This window comes from Herbidospora sp. RD11066 (genome assembly GCF_054661255.1).
The window spans coordinates 14,696-30,900 of record NZ_BAAGDO010000012.1 but is presented as its reverse complement, the minus strand read 5'-3'; the positions used below and the strand labels follow the sequence as shown (position 1 = coordinate 30,900).

Genomic DNA, 16,205 nt, shown 5'->3' with positions numbered 1-16,205 from the left:
AGTCTATTTCGGCCTCTTGGCTGCTCGGACCCCCGGGTGGCCTATCCACGGCGAAACGATCACCAGCGCTTTGCCGTGTCGGCCGCCGTACCGCCCGCTGTGCGGGGGAATTGACAGGAGCATGACGACTCCTGACGAGCCGAGGGACGACCAGCCCAAGCGGCGCATGCCCTGGGACGTGCCGCCCGAACAGGCCCCGGGCAGGCCGTCACCGGACACCGAGGACACCGCTGTTTTCAGTGCTCAGAGGCATGACCCGCAGGAGCCGCCGCAGGAGCCCCCGCCGCCCTACCAGGCGCCCCGGCCCCAGCCGGCCGCCTATCCGCAGAGCTACCCGCAGGCGCCACAGTCGTATTACGGGGAGACGCCGAAGACGACCAAGGGCGGGCTGGGCACGGCGGCGCTGGTGCTGGGCATCGTGGCGATCGTGCTGCTGCTGGTGTGCGGCATCGGGCTCCTGGTGGCGATCACCGGAGTGATCGTTGGGATCGTCGCGATCGTGAAGAAGTCCAACAAGGGGCGGGCCGTCGTCGGCCTGATCCTGAGCATCCTCACGCTCGTGATCGGGGCGATCATCATCGCCGTGGTGGTCAACTGGGCCAACAAGAACAACATCGCGGAGTGCTTCGACACCCGGCTGCACCCGACCCAGGAGTCGTCGCAGCAGTGCGTGCAGCGGAAGCTGAACGCCCCGGTGTCAGAGGGGGGTTACTAGCGAGACCGGCAGGAACGGCGACAGGTCGGCCCGGCCGCCGCTCGCCCTGACCCGCCCGTCGGCCACCGCCGCGGGCCAGGTCTCCCGGCCGGTGGCCAGCGCGATCCAGGTGCGCGGGTCGGCCTCGACGACGTTGGGGGGAGTGCCCCGGGTGTGCCGGGGCCCCTCGACGCACTGCACGGCGGCGAACGGGGGCACCCGCACCTCGACCGTCCGGCCGGGCGCCTTGGCGACGAGCTCGTCGAGCAGGAACCGCACGGCCGCGCGGAGCGCCTCGCGCTGGGGGGTGGTCTCCCTGTCGTACGCCGACAGCACCGCCGCCACCACGGCGGGGCCGGCGGCATTGTCGGGCCCGTCGAAGGCCGGCAGGCCCAGATCTGCCAACTGGATATCGAGAGCTGCGCGAACGCGCGAAGGGTCCTGGCGACGGGACGGCATGTGACTAGTGTGACGCGAGTGCAGCGTTCACCGTCGAGGCGAATGGTGTTCACCGTTGCTTCGGGCGCCGACCATACGGTCCCGGCGGGGACCCCTACCCCGATTCCCGCGCGACCCCCTTTGGAGGAGCTGTGACGAACCCGTCACCGCGTCGATCCCTGCCGCTGCTGGCCCCTGCCCACCAGGGCGGCCGTAGCGCCATGACCTGTAAATACCGCTGTGGCGACGCGTGTTTCCACGAAGTCCCCAACACGAGTGACAACGCCTACTTCGGCGACATCGTCACCGATTTGTCCCGCCGTGGCGCGCTGCGCGCGGGTGCGCTGGGCGCGTTGGTCCTGTCGGCCGGTGCCGTCGGCGCCGCCGCCGCGACCCCCGCCGCCGCCGATGACAAGTTCACCATCGACTGGTGGAACAAGGGCGGCAACTGGAACAACGGCGGCTCCCACCCCTACAAGGGCGGCCTGAGCTTCAGCCCCGTGGCGCCGAACACCAATGACCAGATCACGGTGCCCAACGGCTACCAGTCGTCCGTCGTGGTCCGCTGGGGCGACCCGGTCGTCCCGGGCGCGCCCGCCTTCAACTTCGAGGCGCAGACGGCCGACGCGCAGGCCAAGCAGTTCGGTTACAACTGTGACTTCGTGACGCTGTTCCCGCTGGGCCGTGACCGCGGGCTGCTCTGGGTGAACCACGAGTACACCAACGAAGAGCTGATGTTCCGCGGCTACACCAACGGCGACAACGCCACCCCCGAGCAGATCAAGATCGCTCAGGCCGCCCACGGCGGTTCGATCGTCGAGATCAAGCGCAGCGGCAACTCCGGCCGCTGGGAGCTCGTCACCTCCGGCCCGCGCCGCTACAACCGCCGCATCACGGTCGACACCCAGATGAAGTTCTCCGGCCCGGCCGCCGGTTCGAGCTACCTGAAGACCACCGCCGACCCGAGCGGCCGCGTCGTCAAGGGCATGCTGAACAACTGCGCCGGCGGCACCACCCCGTGGGGCACCGTGCTGACCGCCGAGGAGAACTTCAACCAGTACTTCGTGAACGCGGCCAAGGCGCCCGCCGACGCGCAGGCCGGGCTCACCCGCTACGCCTTCCCCGCCGCGCTGGGCGGCCGTCGCTGGGACCGGGTCGACGCCCGTTTCGACCTGGAGAAGAACCCCAACGAGGCCAACCGCTTCGGCTGGATCGTCGAGATCGACCCGACCGACCCCACCTCCACCCCGATCAAGCGCACCGCCCTCGGCCGCATGGCCCACGAGGCGGCCACCACGACCATCAGCCGCGACGGCCGTCTGGTCGCGTACATGGGCGACGACTCGCGGTTCGAGTACATCTACAAGTTCGTGTCGAACGACCGCTACCGGCCCGGCAACGACCGGCACAACCGGACGCTGCTCGACAACGGCACCCTCTACGTCGCCAAGTTCACCGGCGACAGCCCGGCCGCCGAGATCGACGGCACCGGCAAGCTGCCCTCCGACAAGGCGTTCGACGGCGCCGGCAAGTGGATCCCGCTGGTCAGCGGCAACCGCTCGTTCGTCTCCGGCATGACCGCCGAGCAGGTCCTGGTCTTCACCCGTCTGGCCGCCGACAAGGTGGGCGCGACGAAGATGGACCGTCCCGAGGACATGGAGCGCAACCCGGTCACCGGCACCGTGTTCGTGGCCCTGACCAACAACACCGCGCGCACCCTGCCCAGCCAGGTCGTCGACGAGGCCAACCCGCGCTTCAACAACAAGCACGGCCACATCCTCGAGATCGCCGAGAACCGCGACGACGCCGCGGCGCTGACCTTCGCGTGGAACCTCCCGCTGGTCTGCGGCGACCCGACCGACCCGGGCACCTACTTCGGCGGGTTCGACAAGACCAAGGTCTCGCCGATCTCCTGCCCCGACAACGTCACCTTCGACAAGGACGGCAACCTCTGGATCTCCACGGACGGCAACGCCCTGGGGACCCACGACGGCCTGTTCGCCATGCCGGTGCGCGGTAAGGACAAGGGCCACGTGCGCCAGTTCCTGACCATGCCCAAGGGCGCCGAGTGCTGCGGCCCGCTGGTCTCCGACGACCAGCGGTCGGTCTTCGTGGCCGTGCAGCACCCGGGTGAGGGCACCGGCGCCTCGCCGGCCGCCCCGATCTCCCACTTCCCCGACGGCGGGACCTCGCAGCCCCGCCCGTCGGTCGTGGTCGCCTGGCACAAGCTGGGCAAGAAGATCGGCAGCTAGACGAGCGCGGGGTCCCGGTCTTCTTCGGTGATCTCCTCTGCGGGGGTGCGGCCCTTGCGGAGGGCGTACAGGGAGATCGGGACCCCGACCGCGACGATCGCCGCGGCGATGAGCAGCGTGAACTGGTAGGCGTCCAGGAACGCCTCCATCGTCGGGGCGGTCTGCCTGGCGTTGAGGATCGCGCCCAGGATCGTGATGCCGAGCAGGCCGAAGACCTCGCGCGAGACGTTGAGGGTGCCCGAGGCGATCCCGGCCCGCTCGGCCGGCACCGCGCCGATGATCACGTCGGTCAGCGGCACGAGCATGCCGCCGCCCGCGCCGAAGAACAGGAACCAGGGCAGCAGGTCGAGGTAGGCCGACCCCGCGCCGGTCGTCGAGAGCCCCACCATGGCGACGACCATGAGGGCCAGCCCGGCGGCGACCGAGGGGCCGGTGCCGATGCGCCGGGCGAGCTGCGGCGAGAAGACCGCGACGGCCGCCATGAGCAGCGCCATCGGCACGAACCCGGCCCCGGCCTCGGTCGGGCTGAAGCCCAGGGCGCTCTGCAGGTAGATCGCGGTGAAGAAGTAGATCCCGAAGACGCCGAACGCCCACATACCCATCGACAGCAGGCCGCCGCTGAACACCCGTGAGCGGAACAGGCCGAGGTCGATCATCGGCTGACGGCTGCGCGACTCGATCACCAGGAACGTCGCGAACGAGACGGCGGCCAGCGCGAACGAGCCCAGGATCAGCCCGGAGGTCCAGCCCTCGCCCTCACCCTCGATGAGCGCGAAGGTCAGCGCGAACAGGGCCAGCGACGAGGCGAGCACGCCGGGCACGTCGATCCGGACGCCGCGCAGGCGCGAACTGGCCGGCAGGCTCATGGCGGCGATCACCGCGACCACGATGCCGATGGGCAGGTTGATCAGGAAGATCCAGCCCCAGCTGATGTTCTCGCTGAGCACGCCTCCGGTCAGCGGCCCGACGGCCAGCGCGAGCGCCGAGACGGCGCCCCAGATGCCCACGGCCGTGGCGCGTTCGCGCGCGTCGACGAACGTGGCCCGGATGAGCGCCAGCGACGTGGGCGTGACCAGGGCGGCGCCCACGCCCTGGGCGACCCGCGCGGCGATCAGCATCTCCTGCGACCCGGCGAGCCCGGCGGCCACCGACGAGGCGGTGAACAGGGCCAGCCCGGCGAAGAACATGACCCGCAGCCCGAACACGTCGGCCAGCCGGCCGCCCGCGAGCAGCAGCCCGGCGAAGGCCAGGATGTAGCCGCTCACGATCCATTCGAGCCCGGCGAGCGTCAGCCCGAGGTCCTGCTCGATCGTCGGCAACGCCACGTTGACGACGTTGTTGTCGAGATACGTCATGAAGGTCGCCAGCGACACGGCCGCCAGCACCCACCACCTACTGCGCATTCCAGAGCCCCCTATACGGAGTACTTGTACGGCGTACATGTACAGTGCATAGCTCAGCTTGTACGTCGTATAGTTGTCAAGTGGCATCCGAGAAGCTGAGCCGTGAATCAGTCGTCGAACGGGCCATCGACCTGATCGACGCCGAGGGGCTGGAGACCGTCACCGTGCGGCGCCTGGCCCAGGAGCTCGGCGTCACGCCGATGGCCCTCTACTGGCATTTCAAGAACAAAGACGAGCTGCTCGCGGGCGTGACCGACCACCTGCTGAGCCGGATCCTGGCGCCCGTGACCGGCGACGCGTGGCAGGTGCAGGTGCGCGCGATGGTCGAGCGCCTGGTCGCGCTGCTCGACCGTCATCCGGCGATGGCGGCGCTGTTCCAGATCGTCGACAAGCACCGGCTCGACAGCTTCAACGTGGCGACCAACATGGCCCTCGAACTCCTGAAGAAGGGCGGCTTCACCGTCCAAGAGGGGTTCCTGGTCTCGTCCTACCTGCTGTCGGGCGCGATCGGCCTGGTCGGCGGCGCGCCGGTCTGCCCGCCGCCGCTGAGCGGCGCGGAGGCCAGGGAGTGGCGGCGGCGCAAGCGCCTCCAGATCGAGAACCTGTCGGCCGACCGCTTCCCGATGCTCATGGAGTTCGCCAAGACCTACGAAGACGAGGCCGACGTGGCCCACTACTACGCCTACGGCGTCGACCTGCTCATGGCCGGGGTCGAGACGATGGCCGCGCGAGTGCCGCACACAGCGCCCCCGCGAGACTGAAGCCGAACAGCGTGGTGTACGCCAGTCTGAAGCCGCCCATGAGCTGGTCGACGGCCTCGGGGGAGAGCAGCGCCAGCGTCGCCTGGTAGACCTGCGCCCGGATCTCCGGCGTGACCGCGCTGGTGAGCAGGCTCAACGTCGTCGCCACGCTGAGCGACATGCCGAAGTTCTGGATCGTCAGCCGGAAGCCGTTGACCACCCCGAGGCTCCCGGGCGGCAGCGCGTTCATGATCTGCGTGGTGTTCCCGGTCAGGAAGGTCCCGTTCCCGCAGCCCGCCAGGAACAGCCCGGCCGCGATCACCGGATAGGGCGCGTCGGTCGACAGGGCCATCACCCCGAGCCCGCAGGCGGCCAGCACCGCCCCGCCGACCGACACGGCGTAGGCCCCGAGCCGCCGCGCCAGCGCCCCCGCGAGGGGAGAGGCCAGCGCCATCCCGGCGGGTACCGGCAGGATCGCCAGCCCGGCCTGCAGCGCGTCGACCCCGCGCGCCGCCTGGAAGTAGAGCCCCGCCAGCAGGATCAGCGACGACCGGGTCAGCGCCGCGCCGAACGAGGCCAGGTTCGAGTAGACCAGCAGCGGCGCCGCGAACAGGGCGCCGTCGAGGATGGGGCTGGCCGCCCGGCGCTCGACGTACACGAGGACCGGCACGAGGAGCGCGGCGACGAGGGCGGCGACCGGCGACCGCTCGGTCACCGCGAAGAGCGCGGCCGACAGCAGCGCGAAGATCACCAGGTTCCCGGCGGCGTCGACCGGCGCCCGCTCTCCCGGACGCCCCGGCCGTAAGATCATCAGCCCGGCGACCAGGGCCAGAAGCCCGGCGGGCACGTTCACCCAGAAGATCCACCGCCAGCCGAGCGTGTCGGCGATCAGCCCGCCCACCGTCGGCCCCACGAGCTGGGCGACCGACAGGGTGCCGATGTAGACGCCCATGCCCTGGCCGAGCCGGTCGGGCGGGAACGCGTCGGTGATGATGACCGTGCCGTTGGCCAGGATCATCGACGCCCCGATCGCCTGCACGGCCCGCATCGCGATCAGGAAGCCCACGTCGGGGGCCAGCCCGGCCAGCCCCGACGCGAGGGTGAACAGGGCGAACCCGGTCAGATAGACCCCGCGCCGGCCCAGCAGGTCGGCCACCCGGCCGAAGAACACCAGGGTGGCGGTGTTCACCAGCATGAACGACAGCAGGATCCAGTTGGCCGCCATCGGTGACGCGTCGAAGTGACGCACCACGACGGGGAGCGCCACGTTGAGCGTGCTGTGGGACAGCCCCATGAGGATGAGGCCGAGGCCGGTGACGAAGCAGACCCGCCAGGCGTACCTCACCCCGGACTCACCGGGCTCTCTTGCGCAGCCCGTCCAGGTCGTAGATGATCACTCGCCGGCGGCCGGTCTCCAGCAGGCCGCGGTCGCGCAGGCTCCTGAGCGCCTTGCTGACGGCCTCGCGGGACGCGCCGGTCCATCCGGCCAGTTCGTCCTGCGAGAGCGGGAGCATCACTCTGACGCCCCCGCTGGTCTGCTCGCCGTAGCGCTCGGCCAGCTCGACCAGGCGGGTCGCGACCCGGCCCGTGGTGTCGAAGGCGCCGTATTCGACGCGCTTGCGGTCGGCGTCGCGCAGACGGCCGGTGATGAGCTGGAGGAGGAGGACCGCGATGCGGCCGTGCTCGCGCAGGAACGCGGCGAAGTCGCGCACGACGATCGCCTCGATGGGCTCCAGCGCGGTCACGGTGCCCGACCTCGGACCTCCGTCGACGGCCGACATGTCGCCCAGGAGGGCACCCGGGCCGCGGACCGCGAGAACGACCTCGGTACCGCCCGCCGTGTGGGACGACACCTTCACCCGCCCCGAGGTCAGCACGATCACCCAGTCGTTGGTGTCGCCCTCGGTCATGACGGTCTCGCCGCGATCCCATTTACGGGGTCGGCCGGCGGCCCGGAGGTCGGCGATCTCCTCGGCGGTGAGGAGGGCCAGGAACTCCCCTGGCTCCGGTGATTTCATATCGCCAAGTCTTGGGTCAGACACGCTCATTCGTCCAATTCACGGAGGACGTACGCGTGGACGGTGTTGTCCTTGCCCTTCAGGGACAGATCGCCCAGCGAGATGACGTCGGCCCGGCCGAGCAGGTCGTAGGTCGACTGGCCGATCACGACGGAACCGGGGTCGGCCAGGGCCTGGAGGCGGGCGGCCACGTTGACGGCGTCGCCCATCGCGTTGAAGCCGCGGAACTCGGGGCTGCCGATGTTGCCGACCAGCGCCTGGCCGGTGTTGACGCCGACGCGGAACTTCGGCCACTCGACCTCCGACAGCAGCCCGGCCTCCTGCTCGCGCAGCACCTCGGCCGACACCCGGGCCGCGGCCCGCTGCATCTCCAGGCCCGCCTGGGCGGCCCGCAGCGCGTGGTCGGCCTGCGGGGCGGGGGCGTTGAACAGGGCCAGCAGGGCGTCGCCGACGAACTGCACGATCGTGCCGCCGTTGCCGAGGATGCACGGCACCGCCGCCGTGTGGAAGCGGTTCAGCATGTCGACGATCTCGCCGGGCGCGACCTTCTCGGAGAAGGTGGTGAACCCGCGCAGGTCGGCGAACAGGGCCGTGACCTCGGTCAGCGAACCGCCGAGCGCGGCCTTGTTGGGGTCGGCCAGCAGGCTCTTGGCGACGTCGGGCGACATGTAGGCGCGGAAGAGGGTCTCCAGCTCCGCGTAGAGCCGGGCGTTCTCCAAAGTGATCGAGAGCTGGGTGGCCAGGGTGGCGGCCAGCGCGGCGTCCTGCGAGGTCTGGCCGACCGGGATCGACAGCGCGCCCGCCAGGTGGCCCTTCACGGTCAGCGGGTGGACCACCGTGCCGGACATCTCGACCGGGAGGCCCCGGGTGAGCACGGCCAGTTCGTCGCTGGTCAGGATCGGGGCGCCCCGGGCACCGAGCGGGGTCAGCTTGCCGTCGTTCATGACGCTGACGCGCACGTCGCCGTACGCCTCCCGCACCCGCCGCAGCGACACGGTCAGCAGCTCCGACTCGGGCAGGCCGACACGGGCCCGGCCGCCGACCTCGACGAGCGCGCCGAGCCGCTCCGACAGTTCGCGCTCGTTGGCCAGCGCCTCACCGGCCTTGTCGAGCACGGCCGCCTGGCCCTCGGTGAGCTTGAACCGCCCGGCCAGCCGCGTCGCGACGGGCACGCCCGACTCGGTGCGGCGGCGCAGGTGGGCGACGAGTTCCTCCAGCGCCTCTTCGTACTGCGCCTGGATGCGGCGCGCGGTCGCGGACAGGGTGACCGCGTCGAACAGGCCCCGGCTGGAGCCCTCGCGCCGGAACTGGATGTAGGCCGAGTAGGCCACGAAGAAGAACGCCAGCGTCAGCAGGACGTGCCAGAGCCACCAGGAGATCGCCCAGTTGCGGTGCTCGATCCCGGCGATCATCACCTCGGCCAGCAGCGCGTAGGCGGTGATCAGGGAGATCAGCACGGCGGCCGGTCGCTTGCGGTGCAGGCGGAACATCATGGCGGCGGCGGCGAGGTACAGGAAGACGCCGATCAGACCCCAGTAACCGAGGCCGATCCCGCCGGGCGGGAGCTTGTCGGTCAGCGGGGTCAGCCCCGGCACCAGCGAGGCGACGCCCCAGCCGACCAGCAGCAGGCCGACGGCCAGCCGCAGCGGGAGCTGGAGCCGCAGGAACGCCTCGCCCTGCCTGCCGTTCAGCGGCAGGCCCGACAGGAAGGCGAACACCGAGGCGATCATCAGGCCGACCGGATGCGCGACGTCGAAGCCGACCGTGGCGCCGGGCAGGATGACCGCGGGGGTGCTCAGGGCGTGCAGGGTGAAGAACCCGGCGCTGCTCAGGAAGACCAGCGAGACCAGGAGCAGCCGGGCGTCACGCCGCCGTGCCGACGCCTGGCTGATCAGTACTCCGAGCACGAGGTTGACCCCGGCCACCACCAGGACCAGCCAGAAGTGGCTGGGGTTGTGCTGCCAGACGTGGTCGAGGTCGACGGTGTGCGGGTCCTCGTCCACCGGGTGGGCCAGCAGCAACCACAAGCCCAGCATCGGCACGATCATGTGAATGAACCAGACGACCCCCCTGACCGGCTGCGTCGCCGGGGGCAGGAAGAGCTCTTGGTCGGTCGAGGCCACGGAGGTCCTCCGAAGTCAGCCTTGGCTTGAAGTGCGGGTTCATCCCGAACGGACCTGATTATCCCGCCGGGTGGGAGCGCGGCCAACGCGAAGAGGCCATACCAGGGATTAATACGCGTTCACCGATGCGAAGACGTGATGTTCTCCGGACATCCAACGGCACACCTTGCTCGTCTATCTCTCTGTCACCTGATGTCACAGGCGCTGGGGTCGTGGGGGCCCCGATGCCTCGTACACATGACAAGAGCCCCTCCGGATCGGCGCCGGAGGGGCTCTTTTTTCTGTACGAACTGGATCAGCCGAACACGCCCGGAAGTGTGGCCTCGTGGGAGGTCCGCAGTTCGGTGACCGTGGCCTCCAGCACGCCCTCGACGACCAGGCGGTCGCCGCCGGTCTCGCCCAGGCCGTAGCAGGGCACGTCGAGACGGGCGCACAGGTCGGTCAGCGCCTCGAAGTTCTCCGGCCGGAGGCAGACCAGCGCCCGCGCCGACGACTCGGAGAACAGGTCGACGAACGCGTCGCCCCCGGGCAGCGAGACGGTCGCGCCGACGCCCTGAGCCAGGCACGCCTCGGCGAGCGCGATGCCGAGACCGCCGTCGGACAGGTCGTGGGACCCTTCGAGCAGGCCCAGCTTCGCCGCCTCGGTCAGCACGGCCGCCAGATCGCGCTCGGCCTCCAGCTGCACCCGCGGCGGCAGCCCGCCCAGGTGGCCGTGGGCGACGTGGGCCCACTCCGACCCGCCGAACTCGTCGTAGGTCGCGCCGAGCAGCACCACGCGCAGGCCCTCGGCGGTGAAGCCCGACCGCACCCGCGTGGCGACGTCGTCGATGACGCCGAGCACGCCGATGACCGGCGTCGGGTTGATCGCGGCCGCGCCGGTCTGGTTGTAGAACGACACGTTGCCGCCGGTCACCGGCACCCCGAGGGTCTTGCACGCGTCGGCCAGACCGCGCACCGCCTCGGCGAACTGCCACATGACCTCGGGGTCTTCCGGCGAACCGAAGTTGAGGCAGTTGGTCACCGCGAGCGGGGTCGCACCCGTCACGGCGACGTTGCGGTAGGCCTCGGAGAGGGCCAGCTGCGCGCCGGCGTAGGGGTCGAGCTTGGCGTAGCGGCCGTTGCCGTCGGTCGCCAGCGCGATGCCCCGGGTGGTCTCCTCGGCGCCCGGCATGACCTCGCTGACCCGCAGCAGCCCGGCGTCGGCCGGCTGGGCGAGCACGGTGTTGCCGCGCACGTAGCGGTCGTACTGCGAGGTCACCCATTCCCGCGACGAAAGGTTCGCCGACGAGATGAGCTGCAGGAGCGTGGCCCGCAGGTCGGCCGGGCGCTCCAGCGAGTCGGGGGTGTCGAGGTTGAGGTCGTGCTGGCCCAGGGGCTCGTGGAAGGGCCGCTCGTAGACCGGGCCCTCGTCGGCGGCGGTGCCCGGCGGGATGTCGACGATCACTTCGCCGTCCCACGTCATGACCAGGCGGCCGGTGTCGGTCACCTCGCCGATCACGGTCGCCGGGACGTCCCACTTGGCGCAGATCGCCAGGAAGGCATCGATGTCGCCGGGCGTGACCACGGCCATCATGCGTTCCTGCGACTCGCTCATCAGGATCTCCTCGGGCCGCAGCGTGGGGTCGCGTAGCGGGACGAGGTTGAGGTCGACGTCCATGCCGCCGGTGCCCTTGGCGGCGAGCTCGGTGGTCGCGCACGAGACACCGGCCGCGCCGAGGTCCTGGATGCCGACGACCACGTCGGCCTGGTAGAGCTCCAGGCAGCACTCGATCAGCAGCTTCTCCATGAACGGGTCGCCGACCTGGACGGCGGGCCGCTTGGCCTGCGACTCGTCTTCGAAGGTGGCCGACGCGAGCACCGAGGCGCCGCCGATGCCGTCGGCACCCGTGCGGGCGCCGAACAGGATGACCTTGTTGCCGGGCCCGGGGGCGACGGCCAGCTTGATCTGGTCTTTCCGGAGCAGGCCGACGCAGAGCGCGTTGACCAGCGGGTTGCCGATGTAGCAGGGGTCGAACACGACCTCGCCGCCGATGTTCGGCAGGCCCAGGCAGTTGCCGTAGTGGGAGATGCCCTCGACCACGCCCGGCAGCACCCGGCGGGTGTCGCCCTGGTCGAGCCCGCCGAACCGGAGCGAGTCCATCACCGCGACCGGCCGGGCGCCCATCGACATGATGTCGCGGACGATGCCGCCGACGCCGGTGGCCGCGCCCTGGTGGGGCTCGACGTAGGACGGGTGGTTGTGCGACTCGATCTTGAACGTGGCCGCCCAGCCGTCGCCGATGTCGACGACCCCGGCGTTCTCGCCCATGCCGACCAGCAGCGCCTCGGACTGCGGCGCCTTGGTGCCGAACTGCCGCAGGTGCACCTTCGAGCTCTTGTACGAGCAGTGCTCGCTCCACATGACCGAGTAGATGGCCAGCTCGGAGCCGGTCGGACGGCGGCCGAGGATGGCCACCACCCGGTCGTATTCGTCTTGCTTCATGCCGAGTTCGGCGAACGGCATGCGCTCGTCGGGGGTGAGTTCGGCCCGCTTGACGGTGTCAACCAACATCGCAGAAGTCGGCATGCGATGTTCCTGAGAAGCGTTCACGCGTTCACCAGCTTCGAGACGATCGAGGAGAAGAAGCCGCGCCCGTCGACCCCGGGGGCACCCGTCAGCTCTTCGACGGCGTGTTCGGGGTGCGGCATCAGGCCGACGACGTTGCCGGCCTCGTTGGTGATGCCGGCGATGTCGTTGAGCGAGCCGTTGGGGTTCGACCCGGCGTAGCGGAAGACGACCCGGCCCGACGACTCCAGCTCGGCCAGCGTCTCGGCGTCGGCGACGTAGCGGCCCTCGCCGTGCTTGATCGGGAGGGTGATCTCCTGGCCCTCGGCGAAGTCGGACGTCCAGGCCGTGGCCGCGTTGTCGACGCGGATGCGCTGGTCGCGGCAGACGTAGTGGAGGCCCGCGTTGCGGACCAGGGCGCCCGGCAGCAGGTGGGCCTCGCAGAGGATCTGGAAACCGTTGCAGGTGCCGAGCACCGGCAGCCCGGCGTGGGCCGCCGGAACCAGTTCGGTCATGAGGGGCGCGAACCGGGAGATCGCCCCGCACCGGAGGTAGTCGCCGTAGGAGAACCCGCCGGGGAGGAAGACCGCGTCCACCCCCTTGAGGTCGTGGTCGGCGTGCCACAGGGGCACGGCCTCCGCACCGGCCAGCCGCAGCGCCCGCGCCGCGTCCTGGTCGTCGAGTGTTCCGGGAAAGGTGACGACGCCCACCCGCATGGTCCGAGTTCCTCCAATGCGCACGCGAAGCCACCGGCTCTCATGTCCGGCGGTATTGGCGGTACGTCTCAGGTTATCGGACCACGTCGGGTGGCCTCACAGGGGTCAGACGGCAGCGAGCTCGCGGTCTTTGGCCATCGCGAGGGCGATGGCGTCGTGATCCCAGTCGAGTTCCTTGCAGAGGCGCACGGTGGTGCCGCTGCCAGGGGTGATGTCGAAGGAGATCTCGTCGACCACGGCCTGCATGATGAGGATGCCGCGTCCGTTCTCGACCTCGCCGGAGGGGTAGCGCTGCGGGATCGCGGTGAGCCCGCGACCCCCGTCGACCACACGCAGTTCGCACCGGCCGTCGTCGATGGCCGCTTCGACCTGGTAACGGGCGGACGGACCGCCGTGGCGGACGGCGTTGGCGCACGCCTCGGAGGTGGCGAGGAGGATGTCGGACACACAGTCCTCCGTCACGCCGAGTGAACGAAGGGCGTCTCCGATCACGCGACGGACCATCGGGATGCCTACGGCGTCCCTTGGTAGAGCGAGCGAGAACTCGATGTCCACGGGGTTCCCTCCCCGGTCGTCGTCGGTACCTAAGCAGAGCTTCCCTGTGTGATGAGGGCTAACCGCAAAATGACGCTCTTGTTATTTAGGTTGACCGGGGAGCCCGTTTACGGACGCCAGATGCGACCCTTATGCCCCTTTGCGGAGTTCGGGTCGTGTGGAATGTACTGTTTTACCCCTCGACCCGGACGACGAAGTCTTCGATCACCGTGTTGGCCAGGAGGGTTTCGGCCATCTTCGTGACCTCGGCGAGTGCCGCCTCGTCGGCCGGACCGTCGAGTTCGACCTCGAAACGCTTGCCCTGGCGGACATCCGAAACCCCCGAGAACCCCAGCCGGGGGAGCGCGCGGGCGATGGCCTGACCCTGGGGGTCGAGGATCTCCGGCTTGAGCACGACATCGACGATCACGCGCGCCACTTGGGGTGCCTCCTGGCTGATGGGGAGTGAGCGCGACAAGCTTATCCACAGGCTGTGGATGGTGTGGCCGCAGGTCGTAGGGGAACCGGAGAAGGTGTGGGAGTGGGTGTGGAGACCAGAAGATATGTCTGCCACCATGTCCGCATGCGCGGACGTTCCACCACTAATCGGGACGGAAGCGTAGAGACCTGGCCAGAGCCAGATGGAGACCCCATTTGTGTCCGGCCCCGAATGCCCAGGAGTGGCGCATGACTGCCCCTACGACACCCCCGGAACTCGTTCAGCTCCTCACACCCGAGGGCGAGCGGGTCGAGCATCCTGATTACGACATCGACCTCACCGCCGAAGAGATCCGCTCGCTCTACCGCGACCTGGTCCTGGTGCGGCGGGTCGACTTGGAGGCGGTCGCCCTCCAGAGGCAGGGAGAGCTGGGCCTGTGGGCCTCGCTGCTCGGCCAGGAAGCCGCCCAGGTCGGCTCCGGCCGGGCGATGACCGACGCCGACATGGCGTTCCCCACCTACCGCGAACACGGTGTCGCCTGGTGCCGCGGGGTCGACCCGCTCCACCTGCTCGGCCTGTTCCGAGGCGTCAACCACGGCGGCTGGGACCCGATCGAGCACAACTTCCACCTCTACACGATCGTCATCGGCTCGCAGACCCTCCACGCGGTCGGCTACGCCATGGGCATCCAGCGCGACGGCGCCGAGGCCGCCTCGATCGTCTACTTCGGCGACGGCGCCACCTCCCAGGGTGACGTGAACGAGGCCTTCATCTGGGCATCGGTGTTCAACGCGCCGGTCGTGTTCTTCTGCCAGAACAACCAGTGGGCCATCTCCGAGCCCCTGGAGAAGCAGTCGAAGATCCCGCTCTACAAGCGGGCCAGCGGCTTCGGCTTCCCCGGCATCCGGGTCGACGGCAACGACGTCTTCGCCTGCCTCGCGGTCACCCGGGCGGCGCTGCGCAACGCGCGCGAGGGCAACGGCCCCACCCTGGTCGAGGCGTTCACCTACCGCATGGGCGCCCACACCACCTCCGACGACCCCACCCGCTACCGGGTCGCCGACGAACTGGAGGCGTGGAAGCTCAAAGACCCGATCGAGCGCGTGAAGGCCTACCTGTTCCGCAACCAGCTCGCCGACCAGGAGTTCTTCGACAAGGTCGAGGCCGAGGCCGACCAGCTCGGCAGAGACCTGCGCGCCCGCTGCCTGGCGCTGCCCGACCCGCAGCCCGGCGCCATGTTCGACCACGTCTACGTCGAGCCCCACGCCCTCCTCGCCGAGGAACGCGAGCAGTTCACCACGTACATGAGCGGCTTCGAGGGGGCCCAGTGACCACTCTGACCTTGGCGAAGGCCCTCAACGAGGGTCTGCGCGCGGCGATGGACGCCGACTCGAAGGTGCTCGTCATGGGCGAAGACGTCGGCAAGCTCGGCGGCGTGTTCCGGGTCACCGACGGACTGCAGAAGGACTTCGGCGAAGACCGGGTCATCGACACCCCGCTCGCCGAGTCGGGCATCATCGGCACCGCGATCGGTCTCGCGCTGCGCGGCTACCGGCCGGTCTGCGAGATCCAGTTCGACGGCTTCGTCTTCCCGGCCGCCGACCAGATCATCACCCAGCTCGCCAAGATGCCGCTGCGCTCCCTGGGCAAGCTCAAACTGCCGGTGGTCGTACGCATCCCCTGCGGCGGCGGCATCGGCGCGGTCGAGCACCACAGCGAGTCCCCCGAGACCTACTTCACCCACACGGCCGGCCTGCGCGTGGTGGCCTGCTCCAACCCGGTCGACGCCTACACCATGATCCAAGACGCCGTCCGCTGCGACGACCCCGTGGTGTTCTTCGAGCCCAAGCGCCGCTACTGGGACAAGGCCGACGTCGAGTTCGGCGCCCCCGGCCTCCCGCTCGACCAGGCCCGCGTCGCCCGGCAGGGAGACGACGTCACCCTCGTCGCCTACGGCCCGATGGTGAAGACCTGCCTCGAAGCCGCCGCGGCGGCCGAGGAAGACGGGCGCTCGGTCGGCGTCATCGACCTGCGGTCGCTCAACCCGCTCGACATGCCGGTCGTGCGCGAGGCGGTCAACCGCACCGGCCGGTGCGTGGTCGTCCACGAGGCGCCGGTCTTCAACGGGCTCGGCGGTGAGATCGCGGCCCGGGTGACCGAGCAGTGTTTCTACCGGCTGGAGGCGCCGGTGCTGCGGGTGGGCGGGTTCTCCACGCCCTATCCGCCGTCGCGGCTCGAAGACCACTACCTGCCCGACCTCGACCGCATCCTCGAGGCCGTCGACCGCGTCTTCGGTTTCTGAG

The 16,205-nt window shown here is 69.9% G+C and carries 14 protein-coding genes; 5 read left to right on the top strand and 9 right to left on the bottom strand.

Features of this window, described 5'->3' with window-relative positions:
• Positions 1-121: 121 nt before the first annotated feature.
• Positions 122-715, top strand: a complete 594-nt coding sequence (locus ACYQ78_RS34205; protein ID WP_459805107.1) for a hypothetical protein — start codon at positions 122-124, stop codon at positions 713-715.
• Here the strand turns inward: ACYQ78_RS34205 and ACYQ78_RS34200 are convergent.
• Positions 698-1,153 (bottom strand): sterol carrier family protein, encoded by a 456-nt coding sequence (locus tag ACYQ78_RS34200; RefSeq protein WP_459805106.1) that lies wholly within the window; start codon positions 1,151-1,153, stop codon positions 698-700. The genes ACYQ78_RS34205 and ACYQ78_RS34200 overlap by 18 nt on opposite strands.
• A 131-nt stretch (positions 1,154-1,284) precedes the next feature.
• Between ACYQ78_RS34200 and ACYQ78_RS34195 the strand changes: the two genes are divergently transcribed.
• On the top strand, positions 1,285-3,384 hold the full coding sequence (locus ACYQ78_RS34195; protein WP_459805105.1) for a PhoX family protein: 2,100 nt from the start codon (positions 1,285-1,287) through the stop codon (positions 3,382-3,384).
• Here the strand turns inward: ACYQ78_RS34195 and ACYQ78_RS34190 are convergent.
• Complete coding sequence (locus ACYQ78_RS34190) at positions 3,381-4,787, bottom strand: MFS transporter (RefSeq protein WP_459805104.1); 1,407 nt, start codon at positions 4,785-4,787, stop codon at positions 3,381-3,383. The genes ACYQ78_RS34195 and ACYQ78_RS34190 overlap by 4 nt on opposite strands.
• Before the next feature lie 80 nt (positions 4,788-4,867).
• Between ACYQ78_RS34190 and ACYQ78_RS34185 the strand changes: the two genes are divergently transcribed.
• Positions 4,868-5,548, top strand: coding sequence for a TetR family transcriptional regulator (locus tag ACYQ78_RS34185; RefSeq protein ID WP_459805103.1), 681 nt, complete (start codon positions 4,868-4,870; stop codon positions 5,546-5,548).
• Here ACYQ78_RS34185 and ACYQ78_RS34180 read toward each other — a convergent pair.
• The 7 genes from ACYQ78_RS34180 to purS form a co-directional block, all read right to left on the bottom strand.
• Positions 5,487-6,872, bottom strand: coding sequence for an MFS transporter (locus ACYQ78_RS34180; RefSeq protein ID WP_459805102.1), 1,386 nt, complete (start codon positions 6,870-6,872; stop codon positions 5,487-5,489). The two genes, ACYQ78_RS34185 and ACYQ78_RS34180, sit on opposite strands and share 62 nt — an antisense overlap.
• 7 nt (positions 6,873-6,879) lie before the next feature.
• A complete protein-coding gene (locus ACYQ78_RS34175; protein ID WP_459805101.1) occupies positions 6,880-7,545 on the bottom strand; it encodes a Crp/Fnr family transcriptional regulator in 666 nt (221 codons plus the stop codon).
• Positions 7,546-7,571: 26 nt separating this feature from the next.
• Positions 7,572-9,668 carry an adenylate/guanylate cyclase domain-containing protein gene (locus ACYQ78_RS34170; protein WP_459805100.1) on the bottom strand — a complete coding sequence of 699 codons (2,097 nt, stop codon included), beginning with the start codon at positions 9,666-9,668 and terminating at the stop codon, positions 7,572-7,574.
• A gap of 295 nt (positions 9,669-9,963) precedes the next feature.
• On the bottom strand, positions 9,964-12,219 hold the full coding sequence (gene purL / locus ACYQ78_RS34165; protein WP_459805099.1) for a phosphoribosylformylglycinamidine synthase subunit PurL: 2,256 nt from the start codon (positions 12,217-12,219) through the stop codon (positions 9,964-9,966).
• Between the two features lie 35 nt (positions 12,220-12,254).
• Entirely contained in the window at positions 12,255-12,929 is a 675-nt protein-coding gene (purQ, locus tag ACYQ78_RS34160; protein ID WP_459805098.1) for a phosphoribosylformylglycinamidine synthase subunit PurQ, read from the bottom strand.
• Positions 12,930-13,034: 105 nt separating this feature from the next.
• Positions 13,035-13,433 (bottom strand): ATP-binding protein, encoded by a 399-nt coding sequence (locus ACYQ78_RS34155; RefSeq protein ID WP_459805291.1) that lies wholly within the window; start codon positions 13,431-13,433, stop codon positions 13,035-13,037.
• A gap of 223 nt (positions 13,434-13,656) precedes the next feature.
• Entirely contained in the window at positions 13,657-13,902 is a 246-nt protein-coding gene (gene purS, locus ACYQ78_RS34150) for a phosphoribosylformylglycinamidine synthase subunit PurS (protein WP_459805097.1), read from the bottom strand.
• 248 nt (positions 13,903-14,150) lie between these two features.
• Here purS and pdhA point away from each other — a divergent pair, with 248 nt between their 5' ends.
• Together pdhA and ACYQ78_RS34140 are read left to right on the top strand one after the other, a co-directional pair.
• Positions 14,151-15,233, top strand: coding sequence for a pyruvate dehydrogenase (acetyl-transferring) E1 component subunit alpha (gene pdhA / locus ACYQ78_RS34145; protein WP_459805096.1), 1,083 nt, complete (start codon positions 14,151-14,153; stop codon positions 15,231-15,233).
• On the top strand, positions 15,230-16,204 hold the full coding sequence (locus tag ACYQ78_RS34140) for an alpha-ketoacid dehydrogenase subunit beta (RefSeq protein WP_459805095.1): 975 nt from the start codon (positions 15,230-15,232) through the stop codon (positions 16,202-16,204). The genes pdhA and ACYQ78_RS34140 overlap by 4 nt, the downstream gene beginning before the upstream one ends.
• The last annotated feature ends 1 nt before the right edge of the window (position 16,205 follow it).